The sequence below is a fragment of the Serratia sp. JKS296 genome (assembly GCF_900215445.1).
GTDB lineage: Bacteria > Pseudomonadota > Gammaproteobacteria > Enterobacterales > Enterobacteriaceae > Serratia > Serratia marcescens.
In genome coordinates this window covers 2,399,623-2,424,353 of the sequence record NZ_OCMX01000001.1, presented here as the reverse complement: position 1 = coordinate 2,424,353, position 24,731 = coordinate 2,399,623, and the positions used below count along the sequence as shown (strand labels likewise).

Annotated in this window: 23 protein-coding genes and 1 riboswitch; of the genes, 10 read left to right on the top strand and 13 right to left on the bottom strand. The window is 61.4% G+C overall.

The features are described 5' to 3' along the window. The first annotated feature begins 163 nt into the window (after positions 1-163). Positions 164-1,009 (top strand): inositol monophosphatase family protein, encoded by an 846-nt coding sequence (locus tag CRO23_RS11525; protein WP_097101979.1) that lies wholly within the window; start codon positions 164-166, stop codon positions 1,007-1,009. On the opposite strand, the gene CRO23_RS11520 is transcribed toward CRO23_RS11525, so the two are convergent. The 5 genes from CRO23_RS11520 to CRO23_RS11505 form a co-directional block, all read right to left on the bottom strand. After that, positions 952-2,328, bottom strand: coding sequence for a cation diffusion facilitator family transporter (locus CRO23_RS11520; protein ID WP_079452096.1), 1,377 nt, complete (start codon positions 2,326-2,328; stop codon positions 952-954). The genes CRO23_RS11525 and CRO23_RS11520 overlap by 58 nt on opposite strands. Positions 2,329-2,354: 26 nt before the next feature. Continuing rightward, entirely contained in the window at positions 2,355-2,534 is a 180-nt protein-coding gene (locus tag CRO23_RS11515) for a hypothetical protein (RefSeq protein WP_004938106.1), read from the bottom strand. Between the two features lie 107 nt (positions 2,535-2,641). After that, complete coding sequence (gene mgtS, locus CRO23_RS24905) at positions 2,642-2,734, bottom strand: protein MgtS (RefSeq protein ID WP_004938109.1); 93 nt, start codon at positions 2,732-2,734, stop codon at positions 2,642-2,644. 129 nt (positions 2,735-2,863) lie between these two features. Continuing rightward, positions 2,864-3,886, bottom strand: coding sequence for a magnesium transporter (locus tag CRO23_RS11510; RefSeq protein ID WP_016927641.1), 1,023 nt, complete (start codon positions 3,884-3,886; stop codon positions 2,864-2,866). A gap of 75 nt (positions 3,887-3,961) precedes the next feature. After that, a riboswitch (M-box (ykoK) riboswitch) is annotated at positions 3,962-4,135 on the bottom strand. A gap of 141 nt (positions 4,136-4,276) precedes the next feature. Next, positions 4,277-5,815, bottom strand: coding sequence for an ABC transporter substrate-binding protein (locus CRO23_RS11505; protein WP_255253504.1), 1,539 nt, complete (start codon positions 5,813-5,815; stop codon positions 4,277-4,279). A 492-nt stretch (positions 5,816-6,307) separates the two neighbouring features. Here CRO23_RS11505 and CRO23_RS11500 point away from each other — a divergent pair, with 492 nt between their 5' ends. From CRO23_RS11500 to CRO23_RS11485, 4 genes are all read left to right on the top strand, one after another. Further along, positions 6,308-7,324 carry an iron ABC transporter substrate-binding protein gene (locus tag CRO23_RS11500; RefSeq protein WP_016927639.1) on the top strand — a complete coding sequence of 339 codons (1,017 nt, stop codon included), beginning with the start codon at positions 6,308-6,310 and terminating at the stop codon, positions 7,322-7,324. 33 nt (positions 7,325-7,357) lie between these two features. Then, positions 7,358-8,941: an ABC transporter permease gene (locus CRO23_RS11495; RefSeq protein ID WP_097101975.1), complete on the top strand. Its 1,584-nt coding sequence runs from the start codon at positions 7,358-7,360 to the stop codon at positions 8,939-8,941. Then, positions 8,938-9,975, top strand: coding sequence for an ABC transporter ATP-binding protein (locus CRO23_RS11490; RefSeq protein WP_016927637.1), 1,038 nt, complete (start codon positions 8,938-8,940; stop codon positions 9,973-9,975). Before CRO23_RS11495 ends, CRO23_RS11490 begins: the two co-directional genes overlap by 4 nt. Positions 9,976-10,194: 219 nt before the next feature. Then, positions 10,195-10,740, top strand: a complete 546-nt coding sequence (locus tag CRO23_RS11485) for a cysteine hydrolase family protein (protein ID WP_033650334.1) — start codon at positions 10,195-10,197, stop codon at positions 10,738-10,740. A 45-nt stretch (positions 10,741-10,785) separates the two neighbouring features. Here the strand turns inward: CRO23_RS11485 and CRO23_RS11480 are convergent, their stop codons facing one another. Next, positions 10,786-12,282, bottom strand: a complete 1,497-nt coding sequence (locus CRO23_RS11480; protein ID WP_097101973.1) for an alpha/beta hydrolase — start codon at positions 12,280-12,282, stop codon at positions 10,786-10,788. A 221-nt stretch (positions 12,283-12,503) separates the two neighbouring features. Between CRO23_RS11480 and CRO23_RS11475 the strand changes: the two genes are divergently transcribed. Next, on the top strand, positions 12,504-12,752 hold the full coding sequence (locus tag CRO23_RS11475; protein ID WP_016927634.1) for a CsbD family protein: 249 nt from the start codon (positions 12,504-12,506) through the stop codon (positions 12,750-12,752). Between the two features lie 237 nt (positions 12,753-12,989). Continuing rightward, positions 12,990-15,095, top strand: coding sequence for an elongation factor G (gene fusA / locus CRO23_RS11470; protein ID WP_016927633.1), 2,106 nt, complete (start codon positions 12,990-12,992; stop codon positions 15,093-15,095). Between the two features lie 27 nt (positions 15,096-15,122). On the opposite strand, the gene CRO23_RS11465 is transcribed toward fusA, so the two are convergent. Next, positions 15,123-16,091: a DMT family transporter gene (locus CRO23_RS11465; protein ID WP_097101971.1), complete on the bottom strand. Its 969-nt coding sequence runs from the start codon at positions 16,089-16,091 to the stop codon at positions 15,123-15,125. A 98-nt stretch (positions 16,092-16,189) separates the two neighbouring features. Beyond that, positions 16,190-17,017, bottom strand: a complete 828-nt coding sequence (locus CRO23_RS11460) for an AraC family transcriptional regulator (RefSeq protein WP_016927631.1) — start codon at positions 17,015-17,017, stop codon at positions 16,190-16,192. 197 nt (positions 17,018-17,214) lie between these two features. On the opposite strand from CRO23_RS11460, the gene CRO23_RS11455 reads away from it, so the two are divergent. Next, entirely contained in the window at positions 17,215-18,648 is a 1,434-nt protein-coding gene (locus CRO23_RS11455) for an NAD-dependent succinate-semialdehyde dehydrogenase (protein ID WP_097101969.1), read from the top strand. Between the two features lie 48 nt (positions 18,649-18,696). Here the strand turns inward: CRO23_RS11455 and CRO23_RS11450 are convergent, their stop codons facing one another. The 3 genes from CRO23_RS11450 to CRO23_RS11440 are packed head-to-tail and all read right to left on the bottom strand — an operon-like array spanning position 18,697 to position 21,564. Then, the gene (locus CRO23_RS11450; protein WP_016927629.1) at positions 18,697-19,599 is read right to left on the bottom strand and encodes an alpha/beta hydrolase; all 903 of its coding nucleotides are present in this window, start codon (positions 19,597-19,599) and stop codon (positions 18,697-18,699) included. Continuing rightward, complete coding sequence (locus CRO23_RS11445; protein WP_016927628.1) at positions 19,589-20,482, bottom strand: alpha/beta fold hydrolase; 894 nt, start codon at positions 20,480-20,482, stop codon at positions 19,589-19,591. The genes CRO23_RS11450 and CRO23_RS11445 overlap by 11 nt, the downstream gene beginning before the upstream one ends. A gap of 26 nt (positions 20,483-20,508) precedes the next feature. Next, the gene (locus tag CRO23_RS11440) at positions 20,509-21,564 is read right to left on the bottom strand and encodes a sugar phosphate isomerase/epimerase family protein (protein ID WP_097101967.1); all 1,056 of its coding nucleotides are present in this window, start codon (positions 21,562-21,564) and stop codon (positions 20,509-20,511) included. Positions 21,565-21,704: 140 nt separating this feature from the next. Between CRO23_RS11440 and CRO23_RS11435 the strand changes: the two genes are divergently transcribed. Further along, positions 21,705-22,295 carry a TetR/AcrR family transcriptional regulator gene (locus CRO23_RS11435; RefSeq protein WP_097101965.1) on the top strand — a complete coding sequence of 197 codons (591 nt, stop codon included), beginning with the start codon at positions 21,705-21,707 and terminating at the stop codon, positions 22,293-22,295. Here CRO23_RS11435 and CRO23_RS11430 read toward each other — a convergent pair. Continuing rightward, positions 22,292-22,594: a cupin domain-containing protein gene (locus CRO23_RS11430; RefSeq protein WP_028127440.1), complete on the bottom strand. Its 303-nt coding sequence runs from the start codon at positions 22,592-22,594 to the stop codon at positions 22,292-22,294. The genes CRO23_RS11435 and CRO23_RS11430 overlap by 4 nt on opposite strands. Positions 22,595-22,672: 78 nt before the next feature. Further along, the gene (locus CRO23_RS11425) at positions 22,673-23,605 is read right to left on the bottom strand and encodes a LysR substrate-binding domain-containing protein (RefSeq protein WP_033640207.1); all 933 of its coding nucleotides are present in this window, start codon (positions 23,603-23,605) and stop codon (positions 22,673-22,675) included. A gap of 169 nt (positions 23,606-23,774) precedes the next feature. Here CRO23_RS11425 and CRO23_RS11420 point away from each other — a divergent pair, with 169 nt between their 5' ends. Further along, on the top strand, positions 23,775-24,725 hold the full coding sequence (locus CRO23_RS11420) for a branched-chain amino acid ABC transporter permease (protein WP_049299340.1): 951 nt from the start codon (positions 23,775-23,777) through the stop codon (positions 24,723-24,725). Positions 24,726-24,731: the final 6 nt, after the last annotated feature.

Below are 24,731 nucleotides of genomic sequence, written 5' to 3'. Positions count from 1 at the left end.
TATCTTGCTGACGGATGCTTTGATGGTACGTTTAACAATTAAATTTACTTTACAGTAAAGTAAATAAATCAAATCAAGCCTGAAATCAAGCAGGAATAGACACCGTATTGTCATCTGACTATGGCACCCTGCACACTAAACTTTGTTTGGAATACTGCCTGCCATGACTTCACTTTCCCCACGGGACATCGAGGCGCGCTACCGCTTCGCGCGTGAGATCGCCCGCGCCGCCGCCGATCTCGCTTTCAGCTTTTATCAACGCCGGCAAAGCCTGGCGGTTGAGTTTAAACAGGGGCTGCAGGATGTGGTCAGCGAAGCCGACCGCCGCGTCGAGGCGCTGATCCGCCGCATGATCAACCGCCGGTTTCCCCTGGACGGATTTCTCGGCGAAGAAAGCGGCGGCAGCGGCGAAAACGCCGCCTGCATTTGGGTCGTCGATCCGATTGACGGCACCGCCTGCTTCCTGAACGGGCTGCATACCTGGTGTATCGCGATAAGCGTGGTGATCGACGGTGAGCCGACGATCGGCGTGGTCTACGATCCCAACCACCGCGAGATGTTCCGCGCCTGTCGCGGCCAAGGCGCTTTCCTGAACGGGGAACCGATCGCCGTGCATGCCGGGCGCAGCGTCGCGGATGGCGTGATGGGCGTCGGGATTTCACCGCGCGCTTCGGCGGCGGAATTCAGCGGCTTTCTCTGTCGCCTGCTGCAGACGGGAGGGATGTTTGTGCGCAGCGGCTCCGGCGCGTTGATGACCGCCCAGGTGGCCGCCGGACGGCTGCTGGGCTATTACGAACCGCACATGAACGCCTGGGACAGCCTGCCTGGGCTGGTGCTGACGCGCGAAGCCGGCGGCGTGACGAATGACTTTATGCACCACAACGGGCTGCGACGCGGCAACCCGCTGCTGCTGGCCAACGCGGCGCTCTATCCGCAGTTGGCCGAGCTGATTCAAACGCCGGGCTTGATCGGCTCGACGTGCCCTATCGCGCGCGTAATGGCCGGATAAAGCGCGCGCAGCCGCCGTTCAATCAGATCGACCGCATCGTGCGCGGCGGCGATGGTCACCGCCGGCGAGACCCGGCAGTGGAAGTTAACGATGATGCCGCCGTCGGTCTTGCGCGCGCGGATGTTATGGACGTCTTGCACCATCTCTCCCTGCTCCAGCGCCGACTGCAGTATCCGCCGAATATCGGCCAGCTCCGCCGCGTCGACATCCTCGCTGGCCAGCCAATGCGGCGTCTGCGGCTCCAGATGCGTCTCTATTTCAGTGTTTTCGCCGATCGCCTGGCGCAGGATCCCTTCTATTTCCGTGGCGATGTCATGCGCCTGCGCCACGCTGGCGTGGGCCGGCACCGCCAAATCCATGCCGATCGCCATACGCGTCGGCAACTGCTGCAGGGTCACATTCTGCACCTGCGCGCCGTGGTTGGCGGCGATCGCCCGAATGCGCGTCGCCATGTCTTCGTCGCTGCGGGTCTGCGGCACCGCGATGACGGTGAATTCCGCCCTGGCGTACTGCTCCCGCAGCCGTTCGACGATCTCTCGCTTCAGCGCATCGATGCGCTCCAGCGGCAAGGTGCGGCACACCGCCACCGTGATCTCGACAAACAGCACCGCGCCGGCGTTGCGAATGCGCACGCTGTCGCAAGCCAGCACCGCCGGGAAGCTGTCCAGCGTGGCGCGAATGTCTTCGGTCGTTCCGGCCGGCGCAGCGTCCATCAGCGAGTCGAAAGAGCGCTTACCCAATTTAATCGCCGCGATGAAGATAAAACCGGCGACGATCAGCGCCGCAATGGCGTCCGCACGGCCAAAACCCAGCAGCACAAACACCATGCCCAGCAGCACCACGCCGGACGAAAGCATGTCGGAGAAGAAATGCAGCGCATCCGCTTCCAGCGCCGCGCTGTCGGTCGCTTTAGCGACGCGGTTGAGCGCCCGCACGCGGAAGAAATCGACGCAGATGGAGATCAGCAGCACCGCGATCACCACCGGCGCCGCGACGATCTTATGCGGTTGCCCGAGCAGGCTGCCGCCCGCCTCATAGACAATCCAACCGGCGGCAGCCAACAACAGCAGCACCTCGAACAGCGCCGCCAGGTTTTCCACCTTGCCGTGGCCGAAGTGGTGATCGTCATCGGCGGGCTTATCGCTGATGCGCACCGCCAGCCAGGTAATGCTGGTGGCGATAAAATCGGTAAAAGAGTGGATCCCTTCGGATATCAGGCCAATACTGCCGGTGAAAATGCCGGCGACGAATTTGCCCGTAGCCAGCAACCCGCTGGCGATCATCGAGTTTCTGGCCACGGCCTGCTTTTCATTTTGCATGATGCTGCTCACATTCGGACGGTGATTTATTTTTTTACTTTAGAGGATAATTGCCAGACAAAGGCGATCAGCAGCATACTGCCAGAGAATGTCAGCATGAGGCTAGTAAGAAAATTGGATTTTCCGGTGGAATAAAAATAAATCTCATTAACGCCCACCGAGATCATTAAAATGGCGTAGAGCAATCCCAGAATAAGAATCGTCATTATTATCAACTCCCGTTTTAGGCTGCGCGTTCAGCGCGCCGCTAAATCCTCCCCATAATAAATAGCGATCGCGGGGAGGATGCATCTAGGCGGATCTTTAGCGTTCATCAATCATCCCATTTGGTGCTCATATAGGCCGCCAACAGGCCCAGCGAGCTGATCATTGCCAGGAATCCCATAAAAATAGTCATGTTTCCCATTATTTTGTCCTCAGGTTAAATGTTATCGATAAAAGCCCCTTGCGTTAAATATCGGGGTTGGTCGGCGTCCATGGTTTTTAACGTCCTCCTCAGGTTTGTCACATTCCCGCCCTTTACGGGCAGAGCGGTTTAAATACCCAAAACGTGCTGGGCGATTTTGAAATAAATAATCAGGCCGGTGCCATCGATAAAGGTGGCGATAAACGGCGCCGACACCACGGCAGGATCGATGCCGAGCCGTTTCAGCAGCATCGGAATGATCGATGAAACAATGGCGCTCCACACGGTGATCGCCACCAGCGACAGGCTGACGACCAGCGTCACCTCCATGCCGACGCCCATGATCCAGGCGCGCACCCAGGCCGCCAGGCCAATGGTGACGGCGATCAGCAGCGAGGTCGTGACCTCCTTGCGGATCACCGCGCCCAGATTGCGCAGGCTGACCTCGCCCAGCGCCATGGCGCGCACCAGCGTCGAGGTGATCTGGGTGCCGCTGTTGCCGCCGGTGCCGATCAGCAGCGGGATGAAGAACGCCAGCGCAATCGCTGCTTCGAGCTGATCTTCAAACGCTTTCAGCACGTTGCCGGTGTAAGCTTCGGCGACGAACAGCATCAGCAGCCACACCGAACGTTTGCGCCACAGCGCCCACGGGCTGGTCTCCAGATAAGGCTTGTCCAGCGGCAGGCTCGCGCCCTGGCGTTGTGCATCCTCGGTGTTTTCATCTTCGACCAGCCGGGCGATCTCACGCTCGCCCAGTACGCCGACCAGCGTGTTGTTGGCCACCACCGGCACCACGTCCAGCCCCCCTTTGCCCAGCAGATGCGCCACGTCGTTGCGGTCATCGTCGGGTGAAACCTGGAAATAGCTGTAATCCATCATCACGCCGACGGCTTTATCCTGTTCTTCGCACTGCAACAGTTTTTTCACCGACAGTGTGCCGCGCAGATGATAATCGTCCGCGGTAATAAAGACCCGGGTAGGAATTTCGTCCGTTTTGAGCTGTGAAAGTAAATATTCCCGGGCATGATTGACCGTCATCGTCGCGGGAACGGTAATAAAATCGGCGTTCATATAACCGGCGACCGAAGTTTCATCGAGAGTTTCAGTCGCGCTCAGCGCCGGAGAAGAAGAGTATTGATGTGACTTGATCATTTTGTCAGTCCCTATTTCTGTTGTGAACTTCAACAGCGAATCGCATAGGGGCGTAACCACAGAGGGAGTGCAGACTGCCTATCTCCGCGTCCAGGTTTTAGCACTATACAACGTATCCGAGCTGTTGCTCGGAAGTTACTTTGGGCTGAACCTTAATCCGATAAAGCCTGTCTTAACCTTGGGCATCTCTCGATGTCGTCAGATCAGTAACCTGTGTTTGTATAGGAGCCTCGCCAAACGAGATACTGCATATAAACTACCGGCGCAGTATAGGCGTTGTTTTATCCGGCGGGAAGAAAAGATTGCCCGTCGTTTATGGAGTATTTAGGATAATGTTATTAAACGGCCATTTATAAAAACGGCTGATATAAATCAGCCGTTTTTTATTTTTCAGTGTTCGAGAATGTAGACGTTTTTATCGTATAAGGCGCCCTGACGAGTAAAGTCGATCCCCTTCACGTAAGGTTTGATGAGCGTGGCGTTGGCTTCGTAGTATACCGGCGCTACCGGCGTATCGACGGCCAGCACCGCCTCGGCCTGCTGGAAATATTGCTGCACCTGCTGCGGTGTCGGCGCCGCCGTCGCCTGATGCAAAATGCGATCGTACGCCGGGTTGCGGTATTTGGGGCTGTTCTCGCTGCTGTCGGAACGGAACACGTTCAGGAAGGTAGAAGGATCGTCGTAATCCGCCAGCCAGCGGGTAAAGGCCACGCTGTACTGCCCGCGGTTGATATTGTCCAGCGTGACTTTGCGCTCCTGGCTTTGCAAGGTGGCCTCTGCGCCAAGGTTCTTTTTCCACATGGCGGCGGCGGCGATGACGATCTTCTTGATGGTGGCGTCATTGCTGTACAACACGGTAAAGCGCAGCGGATGCTCGGCGTTGAAACCGGCCTCCGCCAGCAGTTGCTTCGCCTGGGCGTGGCGTTGTTCCGGCGTCAAACCGGCCGCGGCGCCGGGCTGCAGGCGATAGCCGCCCGCGCCGGTCGGGGTAAAGGTCCAGGCCGGCTGCTGGCCGTATCCCAACACTTTGCCGGCGACGATCTCTTTATCCAGCGCCAGGTTCAGCGCCTGGCGCACCCGCACATCGTTAAACGGCGCCTGCTGATTATTGAAAGCGAAATAACTGGTGGAGAGCAGCGGATAAGTCACCAGCTGTTGCTCGCCGAGCGTTTTTTTCAGCTGCTGATACAGCTCCGGCGGCGTGGTATACCCCAATTCAACCTCACCGGCGCGAAAACGCGCCACTTCAGGGAAGCCCTGGATCGGCAAGAAGATGACCTTGTTGAGCACGGTATTGGCGTTATCCCAATACTGCGGGTTACGTTCCACCACCACCTTTTCGTTCACCACCCACTGGCTGAGGCGGAACGCCCCGTTGCCGACAAAGTGCGCCGGCTGCGTCCAGTTTTTGCCGTACTGCTCCACCACCTTGCGGTTAACCGGCAAAACCGGGAAATGCACCAGTTGCTTGAGCAGATAGGAATTAGGCTCCGACAGCGTCACCTGCAGAGTGTGCGCATCCAGCGCCTTGACGCCCAGCTCGCTCGGCGGTTTGCTGCCGGCGTTGATCGCTGCGGCATTCAGCACGTAGGCCGAAGCCAGATAGCTGCCGTACGGCGAGGCGGTTTTCGGATCGGTGAGGCGCCGCCAGCTGTATACAAAATCGTCGGCGGTCACCGGATCGCCGTTCGACCATTTGGCCTGCGGCCGCAGATGGAAAGTCCAGACGTTGCCCTGATGCTCCCACGTCTGCGCCAGTGCAGGGATCACTTCACCGTCTTTTCCGACGCGCAGCAAGCCTTCGAACAGATCGTTGAAGATGTAGAACTCCACATTGCTTTCGGCCAGGTTTGGATCCAGCGTCGCCGGTTCATACCCGTTGGCGCGCACCAGTTCTTGCACCGCCGCCAGTTTAACGCCTGCCGGCATCTCTGCGGCATGGGCAGCCGTAGCATTAAAAGCCAGGAGGATTAAACCAGCCAGTTTCTTGCCATTAAATGAATATTTCACGTCGATATCCCTGATTAGTGTTTTATCGCGTTTAATATGCAATGAGGCAGTGGAATAAATTAAATCATTAATCGCTATGAGTCATAACCAAAAGCGGTGTTGAATTTCTTTCATTATCAAAGAAGTACTGGCGACGGAACGATGAAGAACACGAGGATAAACGCGGAGACCGGCATTGCCGCCGGGAACGCCGTGAATCGGCGGTGACATAAATTCAGGCAATCAATATAGATTATTCCAGCCGAAGCTTAACATATCCTTAGGGCAATTCATTTTGTGAGCGATCGTCAAAAATAATTTAATACGAATCGTTTTCACTATCATTATTGATGTTCTTGGCTAAAATCGGCCTGCTTGCGCTTGCCAGGCGATATTCGTTTTCTTCATTCGAACGCTAAAAAGGATAACTGCATGAAGCTGCGTATTTCATCTCTCGGCCCCGTCGCCCTGCTCGCCTCCTCGATGATGCTGGCCTTTGGCGCTCAGGCGGCCTCCGCCGACCAGGGCATCGTTATTTACAACGCCCAGCATGAAAATCTGGTGAAATCCTGGGTCGACGGGTTTACCAAAGACACCGGCATCAAAGTCACGCTGCGCAACGGCGGCGACAGCGAGCTGGGCAATCAGCTGGTGCAGGAAGGCAGCGCCTCGCCTGCCGACGTGTTCCTGACGGAAAACTCCCCGGCGATGGTGTTGGTGGATAACGCCAAGCTGTTCGCCCCGCTGGACGCCGCCACGCTGGCCCAGGTGGAACCACAATATCGCCCAAGCCACGGCCGCTGGATCGGCATCGCAGCCCGTTCTACCGTGTTTGTTTATAACCCGGCCAAACTGAGCGACGCGCAGTTGCCGAAGTCACTGCTGGATCTGGCCAAACCGGAATGGAAAGGCCGTTGGGCCGCTTCGCCATCGGGCGCCGATTTCCAGGCGATCGTCAGCGCGCTGCTGGAGCTGAAAGGCGAGAAAGCCACGCTGGCGTGGCTGAAAGCGATGAAAACCAACTTCACCGCCTATAAGGGCAACAGCACGGTAATGAAAGCGGTCAATGCCGGCCAGGTCGACAGCGGTGTGATCTATCACTACTACCCGTTCGTGGATGGCGCGAAAACCGGCGAAAACAGCAATAACATCAAGCTGTATTACTTCAAACATCAGGATCCTGGCGCGTTCGTCAGCATCTCCGGCGGCGGCGTGCTGGCTTCCAGCAAGCATCAGCAGCAGGCGCAGGCGTTCATCAAGTGGATCACCGGCAAACAGGGCCAGGAAATCCTGCGCACCAACAACGCCTTCGAATACGCCGTCGGCGTCGGCGCGGCCTCCAACCCGAAACTGGTGCCGCTGAAAGATCTGGACGCACCGAAAGTAGACGCTGCACAGCTGAACAGTAAAAAAGTTGTCGAACTGATGACCGAGGCCGGCCTGCTGTAAGGCCCGCCGGCAAACCGAGAGTTTTTGATCGTTATGTCAAACCTGAGTACCCACGCCGCGCAGACCGCGCGGCGTTATTCTGTTGTCCCCCGTCACCCGCGGCCAGGGGCGATCGTGGTGGTCAGCGCCGTGTTGCTGTCGCTGCTGGCGCTGTTGCCGCTGGGATTCGTTATCGGCGTGGCGTTTGAAACCGGCTGGCAAACGGTCAAAGCACTGGTTTTCCGCCCACGCGTGGCGGAACTGCTGTTGAATACTCTGTTGTTGGTGGTGTTGACGCTGCCGATCTGCGCCGTGCTGGGCGTGGCCCTGGCCTGGTTGACCGAACGCACCACGCTGCCGGGCCGCCGTCTCTGGGCGGTATTGGCGACCGCGCCGCTGGCGGTGCCGGCCTTCGTGCAAAGCTATGCCTGGATCAGCCTGGTGCCGTCGATGCACGGCCTGGGCGCCGGCGTTTTCATCTCGGTGCTCGCTTATTTCCCGTTTATCTACCTGCCGGCCGCCGCCGTGCTGCGCCGCCTGGATCCCGGTATCGATGACGTCGCCACCTCACTCGGCTCGCGGCCGCCGGCGGTGTTTTTCCGCGTGGTATTGCCTCAATTGAAACTGGCGGTCTGGGGCGGCTCGCTGCTGATCGCGCTGCACCTGCTGGCGGAGTATGGCCTGTACGCCATGATCCGTTTCGATACCTTCACCACCGCGATCTTCGATCAGTTCCAGTCGACCTTCAACGGCCCGGCGGCCAACATGCTGGCCGGCGTGTTGGTGCTGTGCTGCCTGGGGCTGCTGTTGCTTGAGGCGATAAGCCGCGGCCGCGCGCGCTACGCCCGCGTCGGTTCCGGCAGCGCCCGCAGCCAAACGCCGCGCCGCCTTTCGCCGCCGCTCGCCGCGCTGGCGCTGCTGCTGCCGATCGCGCTGACCGCGCTGGCGTTGGGCGTGCCTTTCATCACCCTGGCCCGCTGGCTGTGGCTGGGTGGATTCGAGGTGTGGCGCAACGCCGAGCTGTGGCCCGCGCTGTGGCAAACGCTGTCGCTGTCCGCCGCTGGCGCGCTGCTGATCACGCTGTGCGCCATTCCGATGGCCTGGCTGTCGGTACGCTATCCGGCCCGACTGTATCGGGTACTGGAAGGCTGCAACTACGTGACCAGTTCGCTGCCCGGCATCGTGGTGGCGCTGGCGCTGGTGACCATCACCATTCACAGCTTCAGGCCGATTTACCAGACCGAAATCACCCTGCTGCTGGCGTATCTGCTGATGTTTATGCCGCGGGCGCTAATCAATCTGCGCGCCGGTATCGCACAGGCGCCGGTGGAATTGGAAAACGTGGCGCGCAGCCTGGGCAAATCGCCGGCGCAGGCGTTGTGGAGCACCACGCTGCGGCTGGCGGCGCCGGGCGCCGCTGCGGGCGCGGCGCTGGTATTCCTGGCGATCGCCAATGAACTGACCGCCACGCTGCTGCTGGCGCCGAACGGCACCCGCACGCTGGCCACCGGCTTCTGGGCGCTGACCAGCGAGATAGACTACGTCGCCGCCGCGCCTTATGCGCTGATTATGGTGGCGCTGTCATTGCCGCTCACCTGGCTTCTTTATTCTCAATCTAAACGCACGGCGGGACTATGAGCACGCTCGAACTGCACGGTATCGGAAAATCTTACAACGCCATCAGAGTGCTGGAACACATCGACCTGCAGGTTGCCGCCGGCAGCCGCACGGCGATCGTCGGCCCTTCCGGTTCCGGCAAAACCACTCTGCTGCGCATCATCGCCGGCTTTGAAATCCCCGACGGCGGCCAGATCCTGCTGCAGGGACAAGCCATGGGCAACGGCGGCGGCTGGGTGCCTGCGCATCTGCGCGGCATCGGTTTCGTTCCGCAGGATGGCGCGCTGTTCCCGCACTTTACCGTCGCCGGCAACATCGGTTTTGGCCTCAAAGGCGGCAAGCGCGAGAAACAGCGGCGCATCGAGGCGCTGATGGAGATGGTGGCGCTGGATCGCCGTCTGGCGGCGCTGTGGCCGCACGAGTTGTCCGGCGGGCAGCAACAGCGGGTCGCGCTGGCGCGCGCCCTGTCGCAACAACCCCGGCTGATGCTGCTGGATGAACCGTTCTCGGCGCTGGATACCGGCCTGCGCGCCGCCACCCGCAAAGCGGTGGCCGAACTGCTGACGGAGGCCAAGGTGGCGTCGATTCTGGTCACCCACGATCAGAGCGAGGCGCTGTCGTTCGCCGATCAGGTGGCGGTGATGCGCAGCGGCCGGCTGGCGCAGGTGGGCGCGCCGCAGGATCTCTATCTGCGGCCGGTTGATGAGCCGACCGCCAGCTTCCTTGGCGAAACGCTGGTATTGACCGCCGAACTGGCGCACGGCTGGGCCGACTGCGCACTGGGGCGCATCGCCGTCGACGATCGCCAACGCAGCGGCCCGGCGCGCATCATGTTGCGCCCGGAGCAGATTCAAATCGGTTTGTCCGATCCGGCGCAGCGCGGCCAGGCGGTGATCACCAGCATCGATTTCGCCGGCTTCGTCTCCACCCTCAATCTGCAAATGGCCGCCGACGGCGCGCAGCTCGAGATCAAAACCGTCAGCCGCGAAGGCCTGCGGCCCGGGGCGCAGGTCAGTCTCAACGTGATGGGGCAAGCGCATATTTTCACCGGCTGAGAGTGTGGGGAGCGACCCTTGACGTTCCCCTCGCCACCGCGCATTATCAATGGCATGAATCGCATCGCGCACGCCCTCACCACCACCACCGCAACCGCCACGCAATGGCGGGCTGCACGGGTGCGCAACAGCTAACGACGTATCCCCAAGCCCCGCCAGCCATGGCCGGGGTTTTTTATTTCTCCGTGCCCGCCGGCAATTTCATTACGGAGAAGACCTATGCCAACTATCCCCGCACCGCGCAGCGCCCTGCTGGTTATCGACATGCAAGTCGGCCTGTTCGCCTCGCCGGACGATCCGCCGTTCGCCGCCGAAACCCTTCTGGCGAAGACCCATGCGTTGATACGCGCCGCACGCGTGGCGAATGCGCTCGTGGTGTTTATTCGCCACACCGGCCCGGCAGGTTCACCTATCGCCGTAAACAGTCCGCTGTGGCAAGTTCACCCCGATCTCGACACCGATGCGCAAGCCGACTGGTTCATCGATAAAACCCATCCCAGCTGTTTTTACCGGACTGGCCTGGCGGAGCGGCTTAAGCAAGCCGGCATCGGTCGGTTGGTGATTTCGGGAATGAAAACGCAATACTGCGTAGACACCGCGTGTCGGCGCGGCGCGGAGTTGGGATTTGACCTGGTGTTGGCCGCCGATGCCCATAGCTGTTCGGACACGGCGGCGCTCGGCGCCGACGCCATTATCCGTCACCATAACCAGACCCTGTCGGGGCCGTTCGTGACGCTGGCGCTGGCGGAAGAGGTGAAATTCTAAAACACGCGCGACTTGGCTGTCAGGCCGGGCCAACGCCCGGCCTCCTCAGCGGCAAACCTTGTCGCGGCGCGGCTTTTTCGGCGCCAGCAGATACTCCACCACGCTTTCGTCGACGCAGCTGTCGATGCCGTTCAGCGCCAACGTATGTCCGTCGCGTTCGCGGGTGATCAGCGGGCTTTTAAAGGCCGAGGCCATCACCTGGGCATTGCGGTACGGCGTGGTTGGATCGTAGCGCTGGGCGACGAACAGCAGCGGCGGCAGTGCGGCGGACGCCACCGGCATGTGCGGCCGATCTTTGCCGCGGTACGGCCACAGATCGCACATTTCCAGCGGATACTCGTGCAACGGCAGGTAGTGAGCGTACAAAGCGGCGGTATTGATCTCCTGCCGCTGCCTGCGCAACTGCTGCGGATCGGCCGTCGGGTTGGCGACGTCGGCGCAGGTGATGACGTTCAGGGCATCATCGGCGTCCGGCGAATAGCTTTCGTCGATCAGATCGGAAACCTGTTGCCCGGCGATGCCGGCATCGAGCTGACGCAGTACGGTGGCCAGTTCATGCCAGCGCTCCGGCCACAACAGCAGCGAACGCGTCACCGTCAGCACATCGTCGGCGGAGATTTCATAGCCTGCCGCAGTGACGAACGGCTGCTCGTGCAGCTTGCGCAGCAAAGCGTGATAACGCTGAAGCGCCTGATTGGCGCCGCCACCCAGCTGGCAGCTGTCGGTTTTGCCGCAGTAGGCGGCGAAGCGCAGGAAGCTTTGCTGAAACCCCCGTTCCTGGTTCAGCCGCTGGGTGAAATCGTCCTCCGCCAGATCCACCACCCCGTCCAGCACCAGCGCGCGCGTTTTCTTCGGAAAACGTTCGGCATACAGCGCCGCCACCTTGGTGCCGTAAGAGTACGCCACCGCCGTCAGCCCCGGGTCGCCCAGCGCGTGGCGGATTGCGTTCAGATCGTTGACCGCCTCGTCGGTGCCGATGTGTTGCAACACGTCCGCGCCGGTTTGTTTGATGCAGGCGGCAATCAGGGCGCGCGTCTGATTCTCCGCACCGGTCACGTCGTTGTCGTCCGGTTCAGGAAGTTCGTCACCTTCGGCCACCTGACAGGAGATTTTCGGCGTCGATTGGCCGACGCCGCGCGGATCGTAACCGATGATGTCGTAGGATTTACGCAATCTGGCGACGTGGGCGTCGTTGCCTAAATAGGGGTTGATGCCCGGCAGGCCCGGGCCGCCGCTGATCGTCACCACGCTGCCCTTTTTCGGCCCGGTGGCGGGCAGCAGGGTCAGCGCCAGGCGCACGGTCTGTTCGCCCGCCTGCGCCGCATGGGCGGGCGGCGTGGCGTAGGCTAACGGCACCTCGAGGTAACCGCAGCGCAGCCCCGGCGGCGGCGCCTCATCGAACCAGCGCTGAAAACCGCTGTTGAGACAAGATTGCCAACGAATGCCGTTCTCGACCGCCGTGCCGTGAGCCGCCGGCTTGGCCAGGGCGGGCAACGCGGCGGCGGTCGCGGCGAGCAGCGCCAGAATACGCAGTACTGACATGGGGAGTCCTTTCAACTCAACGAATCGGTCAAAGGGTAAAGATTCTCGGTTAAACCGCTAGCCAATAGAACATAAAAAAACGCGCGGGTGAAGCCGACGCCGCGCGTATGGAAAGACTTTTCTTTGCTCAGATTGATCTTATAACGCACAGAATGCTGCAAAAAATGCCATTCACCTGCTAGGCTTAGGGTTCGTTAACCCACAAGGAACAGGAGAGCAGCATGTTTGGAAAAGCGGAAGACAAAGCCAATGAAGCCGCAGGCGCGGTACAAGAAGCGTTCGGCAAAGCCGTTGATTCTCCGGAGCATCAGGTGCGCGGCGCGGCGCGCAAATACGCCTCCCAGGCCAGCTATGCCGCCCGAGACGCGGCGGATAGCGTAAGAACCCAGGTGGAAGCCAACCCGCTGGCCGGCGTAGCCGTTGCGGCGGCGGTCGGCATCGTTTTCGGCTTCTTGCTGGGACGCAAATAAGCGGCGAACGCGCCGCTCGACAACAGGCCCGTTACGGGCCTTTTTTTCGCCCTTTCTTCGCCTGCGTGCAAACTTTCATCTATCACAGCCATCGCTTAAAAAAACCAACGCCTTCAACTACGATTAGTTTGTGACCAGAGCGAGGCTCTGCGATCCGGCGGATAACCCTATGAGGATTATCACCATTATCCATGCTGTTTAAGCCGCTCTCCTTCACGCGGCTAAGAAAGGTTGATTATGGCTCGCACCACCCCTATCGAACGTTACCGCAATATCGGCATCTCCGCGCATATCGATGCCGGCAAGACCACCACCACCGAGCGGATTCTGTTTTACACCGGGGTCAGCCACAAGCTGGGTGAAGTGCATGACGGCGCGGCGACCATGGACTGGATGGCGCAGGAACAGGAACGCGGCATCACCATCACCTCGGCGGCCACCACCTGCTTCTGGAACGGCATGCAGCATAATTATCCGCAGCACCGCATCAATATCATCGACACCCCCGGGCACGTCGATTTCACCATTGAAGTGGAGCGCTCGATGCGCGTGCTGGACGGCGCCGTGATGGTCTATGACTCGGTGGGCGGCGTGCAGCCGCAGTCGGAAACCGTCTGGCGGCAGGCCAACAAGTACAAGGTGCCGCGGCTGGCGTTCGTCAACAAGATGGACCGCATCGGCGCGGACTTTTTCCGCGTACGCAAAATGATGATCGAGCGCCTCAAAGCCAATCCGGTGCCGATCGTTATTCCTATCGGCGCCGAAGACCACTTCAGCGGCGTGGTGGATCTGGTGCGGATGAAAGCCATTCTGTGGGACGAAGCCTCGCAGGGCATGAACTTCAGCTTCGAAGAGATCCCGGCAGAGCTGCGCGACTCGGCGCAGGAGTGGCGTGAAAATATGATTGAGGCCGCCGCCGAAGCCTCGGAAGAACTGATGGAGAAATACCTTAACCAGGTGCCGCTGAGCGAAGAGGAGATCGTTCACGGGCTGCGGGTGCGCACCGTCGCCGGCGAAATTCAGCCGATGCTGTGCGGGTCGGCGTTCCGCAACAAGGGGGTGCAGCGCATGCTGGACGCGGTGATCGAGCTGATGCCCTCGCCGCTCGACGTGCCGCCGATGGAAGGCCACGGCGAACACGATGAAATCATCACCCGCAAAGCCGACGATAATGAAAAATTCTCGGCGCTGGCGTTCAAGCTGATGACCGATCCGTTCGTCGGCCAACTCACCTTCGTGCGCGTCTACTCCGGGGTGCTGGCCAAAGGCAGCAGCGTTTACAACCCGATCAAGGGCAAAAAGGAACGCATCGGCCGCATCGTGCAAATGCATGCCAACGATCGTAAGGACATCGACGAGCTGCACGCCGGCGACATCGCCGCCTGCGTCGGCCTGAAGGACGTCACCACCGGCGATACGCTGTGCGACCCTGGCGCCATCATTACGCTGGAGCGCATGACCTTCCCCGAACCGGTGATCGCCCAGGCGATCGAGCCGAAAACCAAGGGCGACCAGGAGAAAATGGGCATCGCGCTGCAGCGCCTCTCTTCGGAAGATCCGTCGTTCCGCGTGCGCACCGATGAAGAATCCGGCCAAACCATCATCTACGGCATGGGCGAGCTGCATCTGGAGATCATCGTCGATCGCATGCGCCGCGAGTTCGGGGTGGAGACCACCACCGGCAAGCCGCAGGTGTCGTACCGCGAAACCATCCGCAAACGGGTGGCCGACGTGGAAGGCAAGTTCGTGCGCCAGTCCGGCGGTAAAGGGCAATACGGCCACGTGGTGCTGACCGTCGAGCCGAACGAACCCGGCAAAGGCTTCGAGTTCTTCGATGAAATCAAGGGCGGCGTCATTCCCGGCGAGTTTATTCCGGCGGTGAAAAAAGGCGTGGCCGAGGCGCTGAACAACGGCGTGCTGGCCGGTTATCAGGTGGTGGACGTCAAAGTGCACCTGACCTTCGGTTCTTACCATGACGTCGACTCGTCGGAACAGGCGTTCCGCATGGCGGCGATCTTCGGCTTCAAGGACGCCTGCCGTCTGGCGGATCCGGTGATCCTTGAGCCGATCATGTCGGTGGAAGTGGAAACGCCGGAGGATTACGCCGGCAACGTGATGGGCGACCTCTCCTCACGCCGCGGTCTGGTGCAGGGCATGGAAGAGATCCCGGGCGGCGGCGGCAAGGAGATTCGCGCCAAGGTGCCGCTGTCCGAGATGTTCGGTTACTCGACCACCCTGCGTTCGATGTCGCAGGGCCGCGCCACCTACACCATGGAATTCAGTCACTACGCCGAAGCGCCGCGCAACGTGGCCGAAGAGATCATTCACCACAGCAAGCGTTAACCCTCACGCCCGCCGCCACGGCGGGCGTCATCTCGGTTTGTCTTCCAGCGCCACCACCACCGGCTGCGGCTTGATGCGCATGGCGTACACCACGCCGACGATCAGGCAAACGATGCCGGCCAGCGTCAGCAGCGGCGGCCAGGCCTGGCGCAGCAGAAAGGTATAGGCCAACCCCGCCAGAATTTCGAACACGATGAGCGGCCCCACCAACACCGTCGGCAGCCGCTGGCTGGCTTCGTTCCAGCACAGCGCCCCCAGCCAGGAGCAGAACACGCCAATAACCAGCATCAGCGGGATAAACACCTCAGGGCGCGGGCCGAACGGCAAGGCGAACGCCGGTTCGCTCAGCGCCAATTGGCCGCAGACCGCCAGATAGCCCAGCAGCGCCAGCGGCAGCGTCACCAGCCCTTGTGCCGTGGCCCAGGTGGCCGGCCGCTGCGTCGGATTCTCCCGCAGCCAGCGTGAATTGCGCAGCGGGAACCAGGTCCAGCACGCCACCGCCAACACGGCCAGCCCAAGACCGCTGAGATAGCGCCAGCCGTCGATCGGCACCGCATTGCCGCGCAGCTCGGCGACGTTCACGCACGCTAACCCGCAGACGATCAGCAGCAACGCCGGCGCCAGCTGGCCCCAGGCCAGGCGCCCGTCATGCCGGCCGTAAAACAGATTGGCGCAAATGGCGATCACCACCGGCAAGGTGCCGATGATCATGGTCGACACCGGTGCGCCAGTGCGCTGAATGGCGCTGGCCAGGCACAGGTAGTACAGCAGATTGCCGATGGCCGTCAGCTTGAGTGCTTCCAGCCAATCCTGACGCCGCAGCTTGCGCAGACGGCGACGATCAAACCACGCCAGCGGCAAGGTAATCAGCCCAAAGGCCAGATAGCGCCCGTTGGACTGCAGCGCGGCGGGATAGTCCGGCACCAGCAGCGGGCCGACGAAAATCAGTCCCCACATCAGCCCGGCGGCCAGGGCAAACACAACGCCAATGAACATAACGACTCCGACAAACGGCCGGCGCGGCCAACCCGCCCGACAAGACAGCGGCAGAGTAGCGAAAACGCGGGGAGGAATTATTGTAGCAGGTTGCTGTTTTAGCCCAATTTCACCTGTTTCTGGAAACGCACTGGCGTGACACCGTAACGATTGGCGAAGGCGCGCGTCAGGTGCGCCTGATCGGTCAACCCCGCCGCCGCCGCCACCTGTGCGGCGGGCATGCCGCGCTCCAGCATGCGTTTGGCCTGCGACAGCCGGATCGCCATCAGCATCTGCTGCGGCGAGACGTGGTATTCGGCCTTGAACTTGCGCAGGAAATGGTACGGGCTGAGCGACACCAGCTCGGCCAGTTGGTTAAGGGTCACGGCCTCGGCGAAGTTATCGCGCAGATAGCTTTTCACCACCTCGAAACGGTGCGCCGCCTCGGCTTTTTCCCGCTGCCCGGTGCGGATGTGCGGGTGCAACAGCTCGACGGCCTCCAGCAGCAGGCCATCGAGCGTGAGCGGATCGTCGGTTTGCCACAGCGTGGCGAGAATGGCGGACAGGCGCTGCGCCGCCCGCGGATCGTGGCGCACCGCCTCGGTAAACCACTGGCTCCGATCGCCGGACAGCTGCTCCAGCGCCTCGGGCGCCAGATAGAGCATGCGGTAACACCAACCGCCCGGCGTTTCGGCTTCGCCGGTATGCAGCTCATCAGGATTCATCAGCACCAGCGCGCCCGGCGCCGCCAGGTGCTGCGCCCCGCGATAGCGAAAACGCTCCGCCCCGGCATCCACGGTGCCGATGGCGAAGGCGTCATGGGTATGCGGCTCGAAGGCATAGCGTTCGATATGCGCCTGATAGAGTTCGACGCCGGGCAGATGCGACAAATGCCGGAACTGCGCGCAATCCTTTTCGAACGGAAACTGTTGTGGTACCCCTTGCACCCGACCTCCTCATCCGTGCTGACAATCTGCTCAGCATAGCCAAAACATCGCCGATTGAGTAGCCGCTCTGGTCCTTTCGTGCCCCTCGCCTGGACGATCGCCGCCATTCGGCGTAGGGTTAAGATCCCTGTCCCATTCAGGCGCGCCGCATCGCGAAACTCAGCGGCCCCTGACCACTCCGCAAACAAGAGGCAACAATGTATCCGGATACTCAACTGTATATCGATGGACAATGGCGCAATGCGCTGGCCGGGAAAACCCTGCCTGTCACCAACCCCGCCAGCGACGAGGTAATCGGTCAGGTGGCGCACGCCGCCACAGAGGATCTCGATCTGGCGTTGGCCGCCACCGAGCGCGGGTTTAACGTCTGGCGCGACACCGCCGCGCACCAGCGCGCCAACCTGATGCGCAAAGCCGCTGCGCTGCTGCGCGAACGCGCCGACGCCATCGCCGCCATCATGACGCAGGAACAGGGTAAGCCGGTGGCGCAGGCCAAAATCGAGATTCTCAACGCCGCCGACGTTATCGACTGGTTCGCCGGCGAAGCCACCCGTACCTACGGGCAGATTATTCCGTCCCGCGCTCGCGACGTGCAGCAGCAAACCCTGAAACTGCCGGTCGGCCCGGTAGCCGCCTTCACGCCGTGGAACTTCCCGATTAACCAGATCGTGCGCAAGCTGTCCGCCGCGCTGGCGGCGGGCTGCTCCATCATCGTCAAAGGCCCGGAAGAAACGCCGTCCTCACCGGCAGAGCTGATCAAAGCCTTCGCCGACGCCGGTATCCCAGCCGGGGTGATCGCGCTGGTGTACGGCACCCCGGCGGAAATCTCGGAATACCTGATCCCGCATCCGACCATTCGCAAGATCTCCTTCACCGGCTCCACCCGCGTGGGCAAGCATCTGGCGGCGCTGGCCGGCCAGCATATGAAAAAGGCCACCATGGAGCTGGGCGGCCACGCGCCGGTGCTGATCTTCGACGACGCCGATCTCGACGCGGCGGCCAAAGAGCTGGCGCAATCCAAGTTCCGCAACGCCGGCCAGGTCTGTATCGCCCCGACCCGCTTCCTGATCCAGCAAGGCGTTTACGAGGCCTTCGTGGAGAAATTTACCGCCGCCGTGCGTGAGCTCAAGCTCGGCAACGGGCTGGAAGACGGCGTGACGATGGGGCCGATGGTGCTGAGCCGCAGCGTCGACAATATCGAGGCGCTGGTGCAGGACGCTATCGCCCACGGGGCGAAGGCCAGCACGGGCGGCAAACGCGTGGCGGGCAAAGGCAACTTCTTCGAACCGACTGTGCTGCGTGATGTGCCGCTGAGCGCACGCGCCATGTCGGAAGAGCCGTTTGGCCCGGTCGCCCTGCTGCGCCCGTTCGCCACTTATGACGAGGCGATCGCCGAAGCCAACCGCCTGCCGTACGGCCTGGCCGCCTACGCCTACAGCCGCAACATCGCCACCGTCAATGCGCTGGGGCGCGATGTGGAGAGCGGCATGCTGAGCATCAACCACATCGGTTTCGGCCTGCCGGAAACGCCGTTTGGCGGCGTGAAAGACTCCGGTCACGGCACCGAAGGCGGCAGCGAAGCGATCGAGTCCTACCTGGAAACGCGCTTTGTCACCGTCGCCGGCCGATAATCGCCCGGCGGATGAATAGCCAGAAGCCCCGCAATGCGGGGCTTTTTTTTACTCGCGAGCCAGTTCGAACAGCCGCCGCGCCGCCGGGGTCAGCCCCAGCATGTGAATGCAGGCATGCACCATGCCCGGCAACCGTTCGCAGCGCACGGTCACCCCCGCCTCACGCAGCCGCTGTGCATACTGTTCGGCCTCATCGCGCAGCGGATCGTATTCGCAGCTCAGGATGGCGGCCGGCGGCAATCCGCGCAGCGTGGCGGCATGCAACGGTTCCGCGCCGGGATCGCGCCGCTGGCCCAGATACTGCTGCCAACAAAACACCATCGCGTCGCGCGTCAGAAAGTGCCCCTCGGCAAACTCGCGATAGCTCTTCGTCGCCATTTCGCGGCTGAGCGCCGGGTACAACAGCAGTTGACGTTCAATGTACGGGCCGCCGCGATCCCGCGCCAACAGTGCGACCGCCGCCACCAGATTGCCCCCGGCGCTATCACCGCCCACTGCCAGGCGTTTCGCGTCAATCCCCAACTGCGGCGCCCGTTGTGCCACCCAGCAGAGCGCCTGATAGACATCTTCCAGCGGCTGTGGAAACGGGTATTCCGGCGCCAGCCGATAGTCAACCGACAGGATCACCCGGCCGGTGGCGTTAGCCAACGCCTGACAAGGCCGATCGTACAACGCCAGTGAGCCGAGGCACCAGCCGCCGCCGTGGGCGAACAGCATCGCCGGCTGCGCGGTCGTGCCATTTTCCCCCGCCGGTAGATAGGCGCGCAGCGCCATCCGGTGTCCATCGGCGGCGACCACCGTATAGTCCCTGACGCCGCCGCTCGGTTCCGCCTCGCCCTGCAGCTGGCGTAAACCGGTTTCCGTGGCCGCGCGCATTGCCGCCAGCGAAGCGGGCGGTGGCACGGCGGCCGACGCCGTCAAAAAGGCGGCGATGCGTTCATCAAGCGGCACGCTGCTCTCCCGCCAGGAATGGCGTAATCAGCGCAATAAATTCCTCATGACACTCCTCGGTGATGAAATGCCCGCAGCCGGCGACCGTTTCGCCTCGCAGATCGTGCGCATTGCCCCGAAGCGTGGTCAGCGGCGCATCGCCGGTGGCGTGCTCCGCTCCCACCGTCAACACCGGCATCGTCAAGGGCGTAGCGGCGCGCAGCCGGTTCTGGCGAACGGTTTCCGGGATCGCTCGGTAATAGTCGAATCCGGCGCGCAGGCCGCCCGGCGCCGAATAGGCGGCGATATACACCTGCGCCGCTACCCGATCGCGCCGATAGGACCAGCGGTTGAAGATATAGCCAAGATACTCCCGCTCGCGCCCCTGGGTCAGGGCCTCCGGCAAATCCGCCAGCTGGTTGAACATGAAATGCCACAGGAAGATATTCTCCTCCGGCGCGACGAAAATCGGGGGCGGCGGCGCCAGACCGGGGATCACCGCCTCCGTCAGCACCAGACGTTCCACCGCCTGCGGGAAGTCGCTCGCCATGGCGTAACCGACCCACATGCCGATGTCGTGGCCGACCAGTTGGTAACGTTCATGGCCCAGCTGCAACATCATCGCGTGCAGCGCCGCGCCGATGCTGCCGGTATCGTAACCGCCGACGGGCTTGTCAGAATCGCCGATGCCCGGCGGGTCGACGGCGATCGCCTGAAAACCGGCCGCCGACAGCGCTTGCATCACATGGCGCCAGGTGTACCAGGTTTGCGGCCAGCCGGGGATCAGCAGCACCGGCCGCCCTTCACCGGCCACCACGCAGTGAATGCGCCGGCCGTTGACCTGGAGATAGACGTGTTCCGCCGCGAGATCCGCCAACGGGATCTCGTTCTGTCGATATTGCATGGGGTGACTCCCTGAAAGGTTAAGGCTCAGCGAATGCCAAGCAAGGCATTGATCTGTTGTGGGTTGACCGGCGCGCCGGCGAAGTCGTCGAACACTTTGTCGGTGACGCGGATAATGCGATCGCGAATGAAGGCCGCGCCTTCGCGCGCGCCATCCTGCGGATTTTTCAGGCAACATTCCCACTCCAGCGTCGCCCAGCCCGAATAGCCGTACTGCGTCAGGCGCGAAAAGATGCCGCTGAAATCGACCTGGCCGTCGCCCAACGAGCGGAAACGGCCGGCACGATCGACCCAGGATTGATAGCCGCCGTAAATGTCCTGGCGACCGGTCGGATTGAACTCGGCGTCCTTGACGTGGAACATGCCGATAACATCCTTATAGATATCGATAAATTCCAGATAGTTAAGCTGCTGCAGTACCATATGGCTCGGATCGAACAGCACCCGGCAACGCGGGTGGTTGCCCACGCGCTCAAGAAACATTTCGAACGTCACGCCGTCGTGCAGATCCTCACTCGGGTGAATTTCATAACACAGGTTGATGCCCTGCTCCTCGCAGGCGTCGAGCACCGGCAGCCAGCGTTTGGCGAGTTCGTAGAACGCGGTATCGATCAATCCTTCCGGACGCTGTGGGAACGGGAACAGATAGGGCCAGGCCAGCGAACCGGAAAAGGTGCCCAGCTCGCTGAGCCCGAGCCGCGCCGACGCTTTCACCACCAACAACATTTGCTGCCGCGCCCACTCGCCGCGCGCCTGCGGATTGCCCTGCAGCGCCGGGGGCGCGAAACTGTCAAACAGCGCATCGTAAGCCGGGTGTACCGCCATCAGCTGGCCGAAGATATGGCTGGTCAATTCGCTGACTACCAACCCCTGCTCCGCCAACATGCCGGTCAGATCGTCACAGTAGGTTTGGCTTTCCGCGGCGGTGGCCACGTCGAATAAACGCCGATCCCAGGCCGGGATCTGCAAGGCGGTAAACCCGGTTTGCGCCGCCCACTCGGCGATGGCCGGCAGGCTGTTGAACGGCGCTGTCTCATCGCTGAACTGCGCGAGATGCAAGCTTGGACCTTTGAGGGTTTTCATCGTAAACTCCTATTGGTTGTCGATTGACAAACAATAGGAGCAAAGCGAATTGACCGCAAGCGAAATTTATAAAGACATTGGTATTCCCGTCGATTTAAGCGATCCTATGTCGCTGAATGACAGGTAAATTGGAGCAGCGAATGGCAGGCAGACCGCGCGAGTTCGATCGCGAACAGGCGCTCTTGAAGGCGCGAAACTTATTCTGGCGGCAAGGTTACGAAGGCACCTCGATGTCGGATCTGGTGGCGGAATTGGGCATTGCTTCCGCGCGCATCTACAAGGCGTTCGGCTCCAAAGAGCAGCTGTTCCGCGAGGCGATCGCCAGTTACGAAGCCGAGGAAGGCGGCTTCGCCGATCGCGCCTTCGCACAGGAAAGCGGCATTCGCCCGGCGATCCAACGTATGCTGGAAGATGCCGTGCGCCTCTACAGTCGGCCGGATCTGCCGCAGGGCTGCATGGTGGTCTCCGCCGCCGCCAGCGTCAGTGCGGAAAACGATGGGCTCAAAACCTGGCTGGCAGAGCATCGGTTGCAGCGTACGCAGCAGATCGTCGAACGGCTGCGGCAGGCGGTGCAAACCGGCGAATTGCCCGCCGACACCGACGCTGACAACCTGGGGGACTACTTCGCCGTCTTCCTGCACGGGCTGTCGATTCAGGCGCGTGACGGCGTCACTGAAACGCGACTATTGGATGCGGTAAAGGTGGCGCTGACGGTACTGGGCGACGCTTAATCTTCCGGCAGATCGACAATCACCAGCGTGCCTTCGCTGCCCGGCAATACGCGGTGCGGTACGCCGGCCGCGGCCTGATACAGCTGGCCGGCCCGCACCACCACCTCTTCCCCGGCCACCTGCAGCCGCAGGTGGCCGCTGATCACCAGCAACCCTTCGCTGTAATCATGCACTTCATCCGCAATGCTGCGCGCATCCATACGCAGCACTTTGATGTTGGCCGCACCGACGCGGCCCAGCACGGAGGAACGCCAAGCCTCGGGCAGTTCGGCCGCCTGCTGGTTTAAATCGAACAGCATCGTCATACCTTATCGCTACAGAGGAACCGGCACTCTACTGCAAAGCCGTCCCCTGCTGAAAGACGCGTTGGTTGTAGATTATGCCCCGGCGTTCTGAGCCGCCGCCTCACGGCGCAGCCACTGCCGCAGATTTTCGCCCTCCTGCGACAGCTCACTATCCAGCCGAGCGCACAGGTAATAATCGCGGCCGTCATCGATCGGCAGATCGAACATTTTGATCAACTCACCGCTCTCAAGGTACTGGGCGATTAACGGTTCACGCATCAACGCGCACCCTAATCCCGCCTGTACCGCCGCCAACGTCAACAATCCATCCTCGAACATCGGGCCGATACTGCGCGGCGGGCGCTTGACGCCGGCCTGCTGAAACCATTGCATCCAGGTATTGCGTTCCTCGTCGTGCAGCAGCGGCAGCGTCGCCAGTTGATCCGGCGTATCGAGCAGACCGTGCAGTTTACTGAATGCCCGGCTGCACACCGGCACCATTTTGCCGGACATCAGCTTCTCGCTGCGATAGCCGGTCCACTGCCCGACCCCGAAGCGGATCGACAGGTCGGCGGCGTCGCTCAGGTAATTGCGGTGGTTGGCGTAGACCACATTGATGTCGATATCCGGATTTTCACGCAGAAAGCCGCGCAGCCGCGGAATGAACCACCCCATGCCGAACAGCGGGATCAGACTGATGGTCACCTGCCGTGACGCGGATTGTTCACGCACGTGTTCGGTCGCCTGGCGCAGCACGTTGAACGCCGAGCGAATCGAACGGTAGTACTCCCGCCCCTCGCTGCGCAACACCAGGTTACGCCCCTGCCGTTCGGTCAACGGCATCTGCAAAAATGCCTCCAGCGTTTTGAGTTGATGACTGACCGCCGAAGGCGAAATCATCAGCTCGTTAGCCGCCGCGCTGATCCCCCCCAGGCGCGCGATGGCCTCGAACGCCCGTACGGCGCGCAGCGGCGGATCGTTCGGCAGCATCGGCAACGGCTCATCATACTGTTCTGTTTTTTTCATATATTGACTGTTTTTGGGAAATGGACACTGAAGGAATGGATTTAATATACATAAAAATCAATGCATTAAAAACACTCGTTTTTTATATAAGAAAGTATTTTTCCGTATTTTACAATTTTTTTAAATTCTCTACTGTGAGCCTCTGACTCATTATCTCCGGACTCTCCTTATGGATACGCTGGTACAGCAAACCGTCAACGGTTTGATGCTCGGCAGCATTTATGCGCTGATCGCGCTCGGCTACACCATGGTGTACGGCATCCTGCGCATCATCAACTTCGCGCACGGCGACGTGCTGATGGTCGGGGCGCTGAGCGCGCTGTCGGCGATCGGGGTGTTGCAGCACCACTTTCCCGCGTTACCGCCCTACGCCACGCTGCTGCTGGCGGCCCTGTTCGCCATGGCTATCTGCGCCATCACCTCGATGGCGATCGAGCGCCTGGCCTATCGCCGGCTGCGTAATGCGCCGCGCCTGGCCCCGCTGATCAGCGGCATCGGCGTGTCACTGCTGCTGCAAACCCTGGCGATGCTGATCTGGTCACGCAATCCCCTGATGTTTCCGCAGCTGTTGCCGATGGCACCCATCGCCCTGACCGCAGGCAGCGCCGAACATGCGCCGGCGGTGATCACCGGCACGGCGATCGTCACGCTGGCGGTGGCCGTGGCGGTGATGGCCGGCCTCTGGCTGCTGGTCGAACACAGCCGTTTCGGCCGCGCCATGCGCGCCACGGCGGAAAACCCGCAGGTCGCCGGCCTGATGGGCATCAGTCCTGACCGCATCATCGTTCTGACCTTCGCGCTCGGCGGCGCGTTGGCGGCGGTGGCCGGCATCATGATGGCCAGCAACTACGGCAACGCCGGTTTCTCGATGGGCTTTCTGCCGGGCATCAAGGCGTTTACCGCCGCCGTGCTCGGCGGCATCGGCAACCTGCGCGGCGCGATGCTTGGCGGTTTGCTGCTGGGTCTGTTCGAATCGCTGGGCACCGGCTATCTCGGCGAGCTGACCGGCGGCGTATTCGGCAGCAACTACCAGGACGTGTTCGCGTTTCTGGTGCTGATCGCCGTGCTGGTCTTCCGCCCCTCCGGGCTGTTGGGCGAACGCATCGCCACGCGCGCATAAGGACAT

Coding starts and splice junctions, on each gene's coding strand:
- CRO23_RS11485 (WP_033650334.1), top strand. CDS start 10,195: ATGCCAACTATCCCCGCACCGCGCAGCGCCCTGCTGGTTATCGACATG.
- CRO23_RS11440 (WP_097101967.1), bottom strand. CDS start 21,564: ATGAAAACCCTCAAAGGTCCAAGCTTGCATCTCGCGCAGTTCAGCGAT.
- fusA (WP_016927633.1), top strand. CDS start 12,990: ATGGCTCGCACCACCCCTATCGAACGTTACCGCAATATCGGCATCTCC.
- CRO23_RS11465 (WP_097101971.1), bottom strand. CDS start 16,091: ATGTTCATTGGCGTTGTGTTTGCCCTGGCCGCCGGGCTGATGTGGGGA.
- CRO23_RS11430 (WP_028127440.1), bottom strand. CDS start 22,594: ATGCTGTTCGATTTAAACCAGCAGGCGGCCGAACTGCCCGAGGCTTGG.
- CRO23_RS11510 (WP_016927641.1), bottom strand. CDS start 3,886: ATGATCAAGTCACATCAATACTCTTCTTCTCCGGCGCTGAGCGCGACT.
- CRO23_RS11480 (WP_097101973.1), bottom strand. CDS start 12,282: ATGTCAGTACTGCGTATTCTGGCGCTGCTCGCCGCGACCGCCGCCGCG.
- CRO23_RS11420 (WP_049299340.1), top strand. CDS start 23,775: ATGGATACGCTGGTACAGCAAACCGTCAACGGTTTGATGCTCGGCAGC.
- CRO23_RS11500 (WP_016927639.1), top strand. CDS start 6,308: ATGAAGCTGCGTATTTCATCTCTCGGCCCCGTCGCCCTGCTCGCCTCC.
- CRO23_RS11525 (WP_097101979.1), top strand. CDS start 164: ATGACTTCACTTTCCCCACGGGACATCGAGGCGCGCTACCGCTTCGCG.
- CRO23_RS11455 (WP_097101969.1), top strand. CDS start 17,215: ATGTATCCGGATACTCAACTGTATATCGATGGACAATGGCGCAATGCG.
- CRO23_RS11475 (WP_016927634.1), top strand. CDS start 12,504: ATGTTTGGAAAAGCGGAAGACAAAGCCAATGAAGCCGCAGGCGCGGTA.
- CRO23_RS11495 (WP_097101975.1), top strand. CDS start 7,358: ATGTCAAACCTGAGTACCCACGCCGCGCAGACCGCGCGGCGTTATTCT.
- CRO23_RS11515 (WP_004938106.1), bottom strand. CDS start 2,534: ATGACGATTCTTATTCTGGGATTGCTCTACGCCATTTTAATGATCTCG.
- CRO23_RS11435 (WP_097101965.1), top strand. CDS start 21,705: ATGGCAGGCAGACCGCGCGAGTTCGATCGCGAACAGGCGCTCTTGAAG.
- CRO23_RS11490 (WP_016927637.1), top strand. CDS start 8,938: ATGAGCACGCTCGAACTGCACGGTATCGGAAAATCTTACAACGCCATC.
- mgtS (WP_004938109.1), bottom strand. CDS start 2,734: ATGGGAAACATGACTATTTTTATGGGATTCCTGGCAATGATCAGCTCG.
- CRO23_RS11505 (WP_255253504.1), bottom strand. CDS start 5,815: ATGCCGGCAGGCGTTAAACTGGCGGCGGTGCAAGAACTGGTGCGCGCC.
- CRO23_RS11520 (WP_079452096.1), bottom strand. CDS start 2,328: ATGCAAAATGAAAAGCAGGCCGTGGCCAGAAACTCGATGATCGCCAGC.
- CRO23_RS11445 (WP_016927628.1), bottom strand. CDS start 20,482: ATGCAATATCGACAGAACGAGATCCCGTTGGCGGATCTCGCGGCGGAA.
- CRO23_RS11425 (WP_033640207.1), bottom strand. CDS start 23,605: ATGAAAAAAACAGAACAGTATGATGAGCCGTTGCCGATGCTGCCGAAC.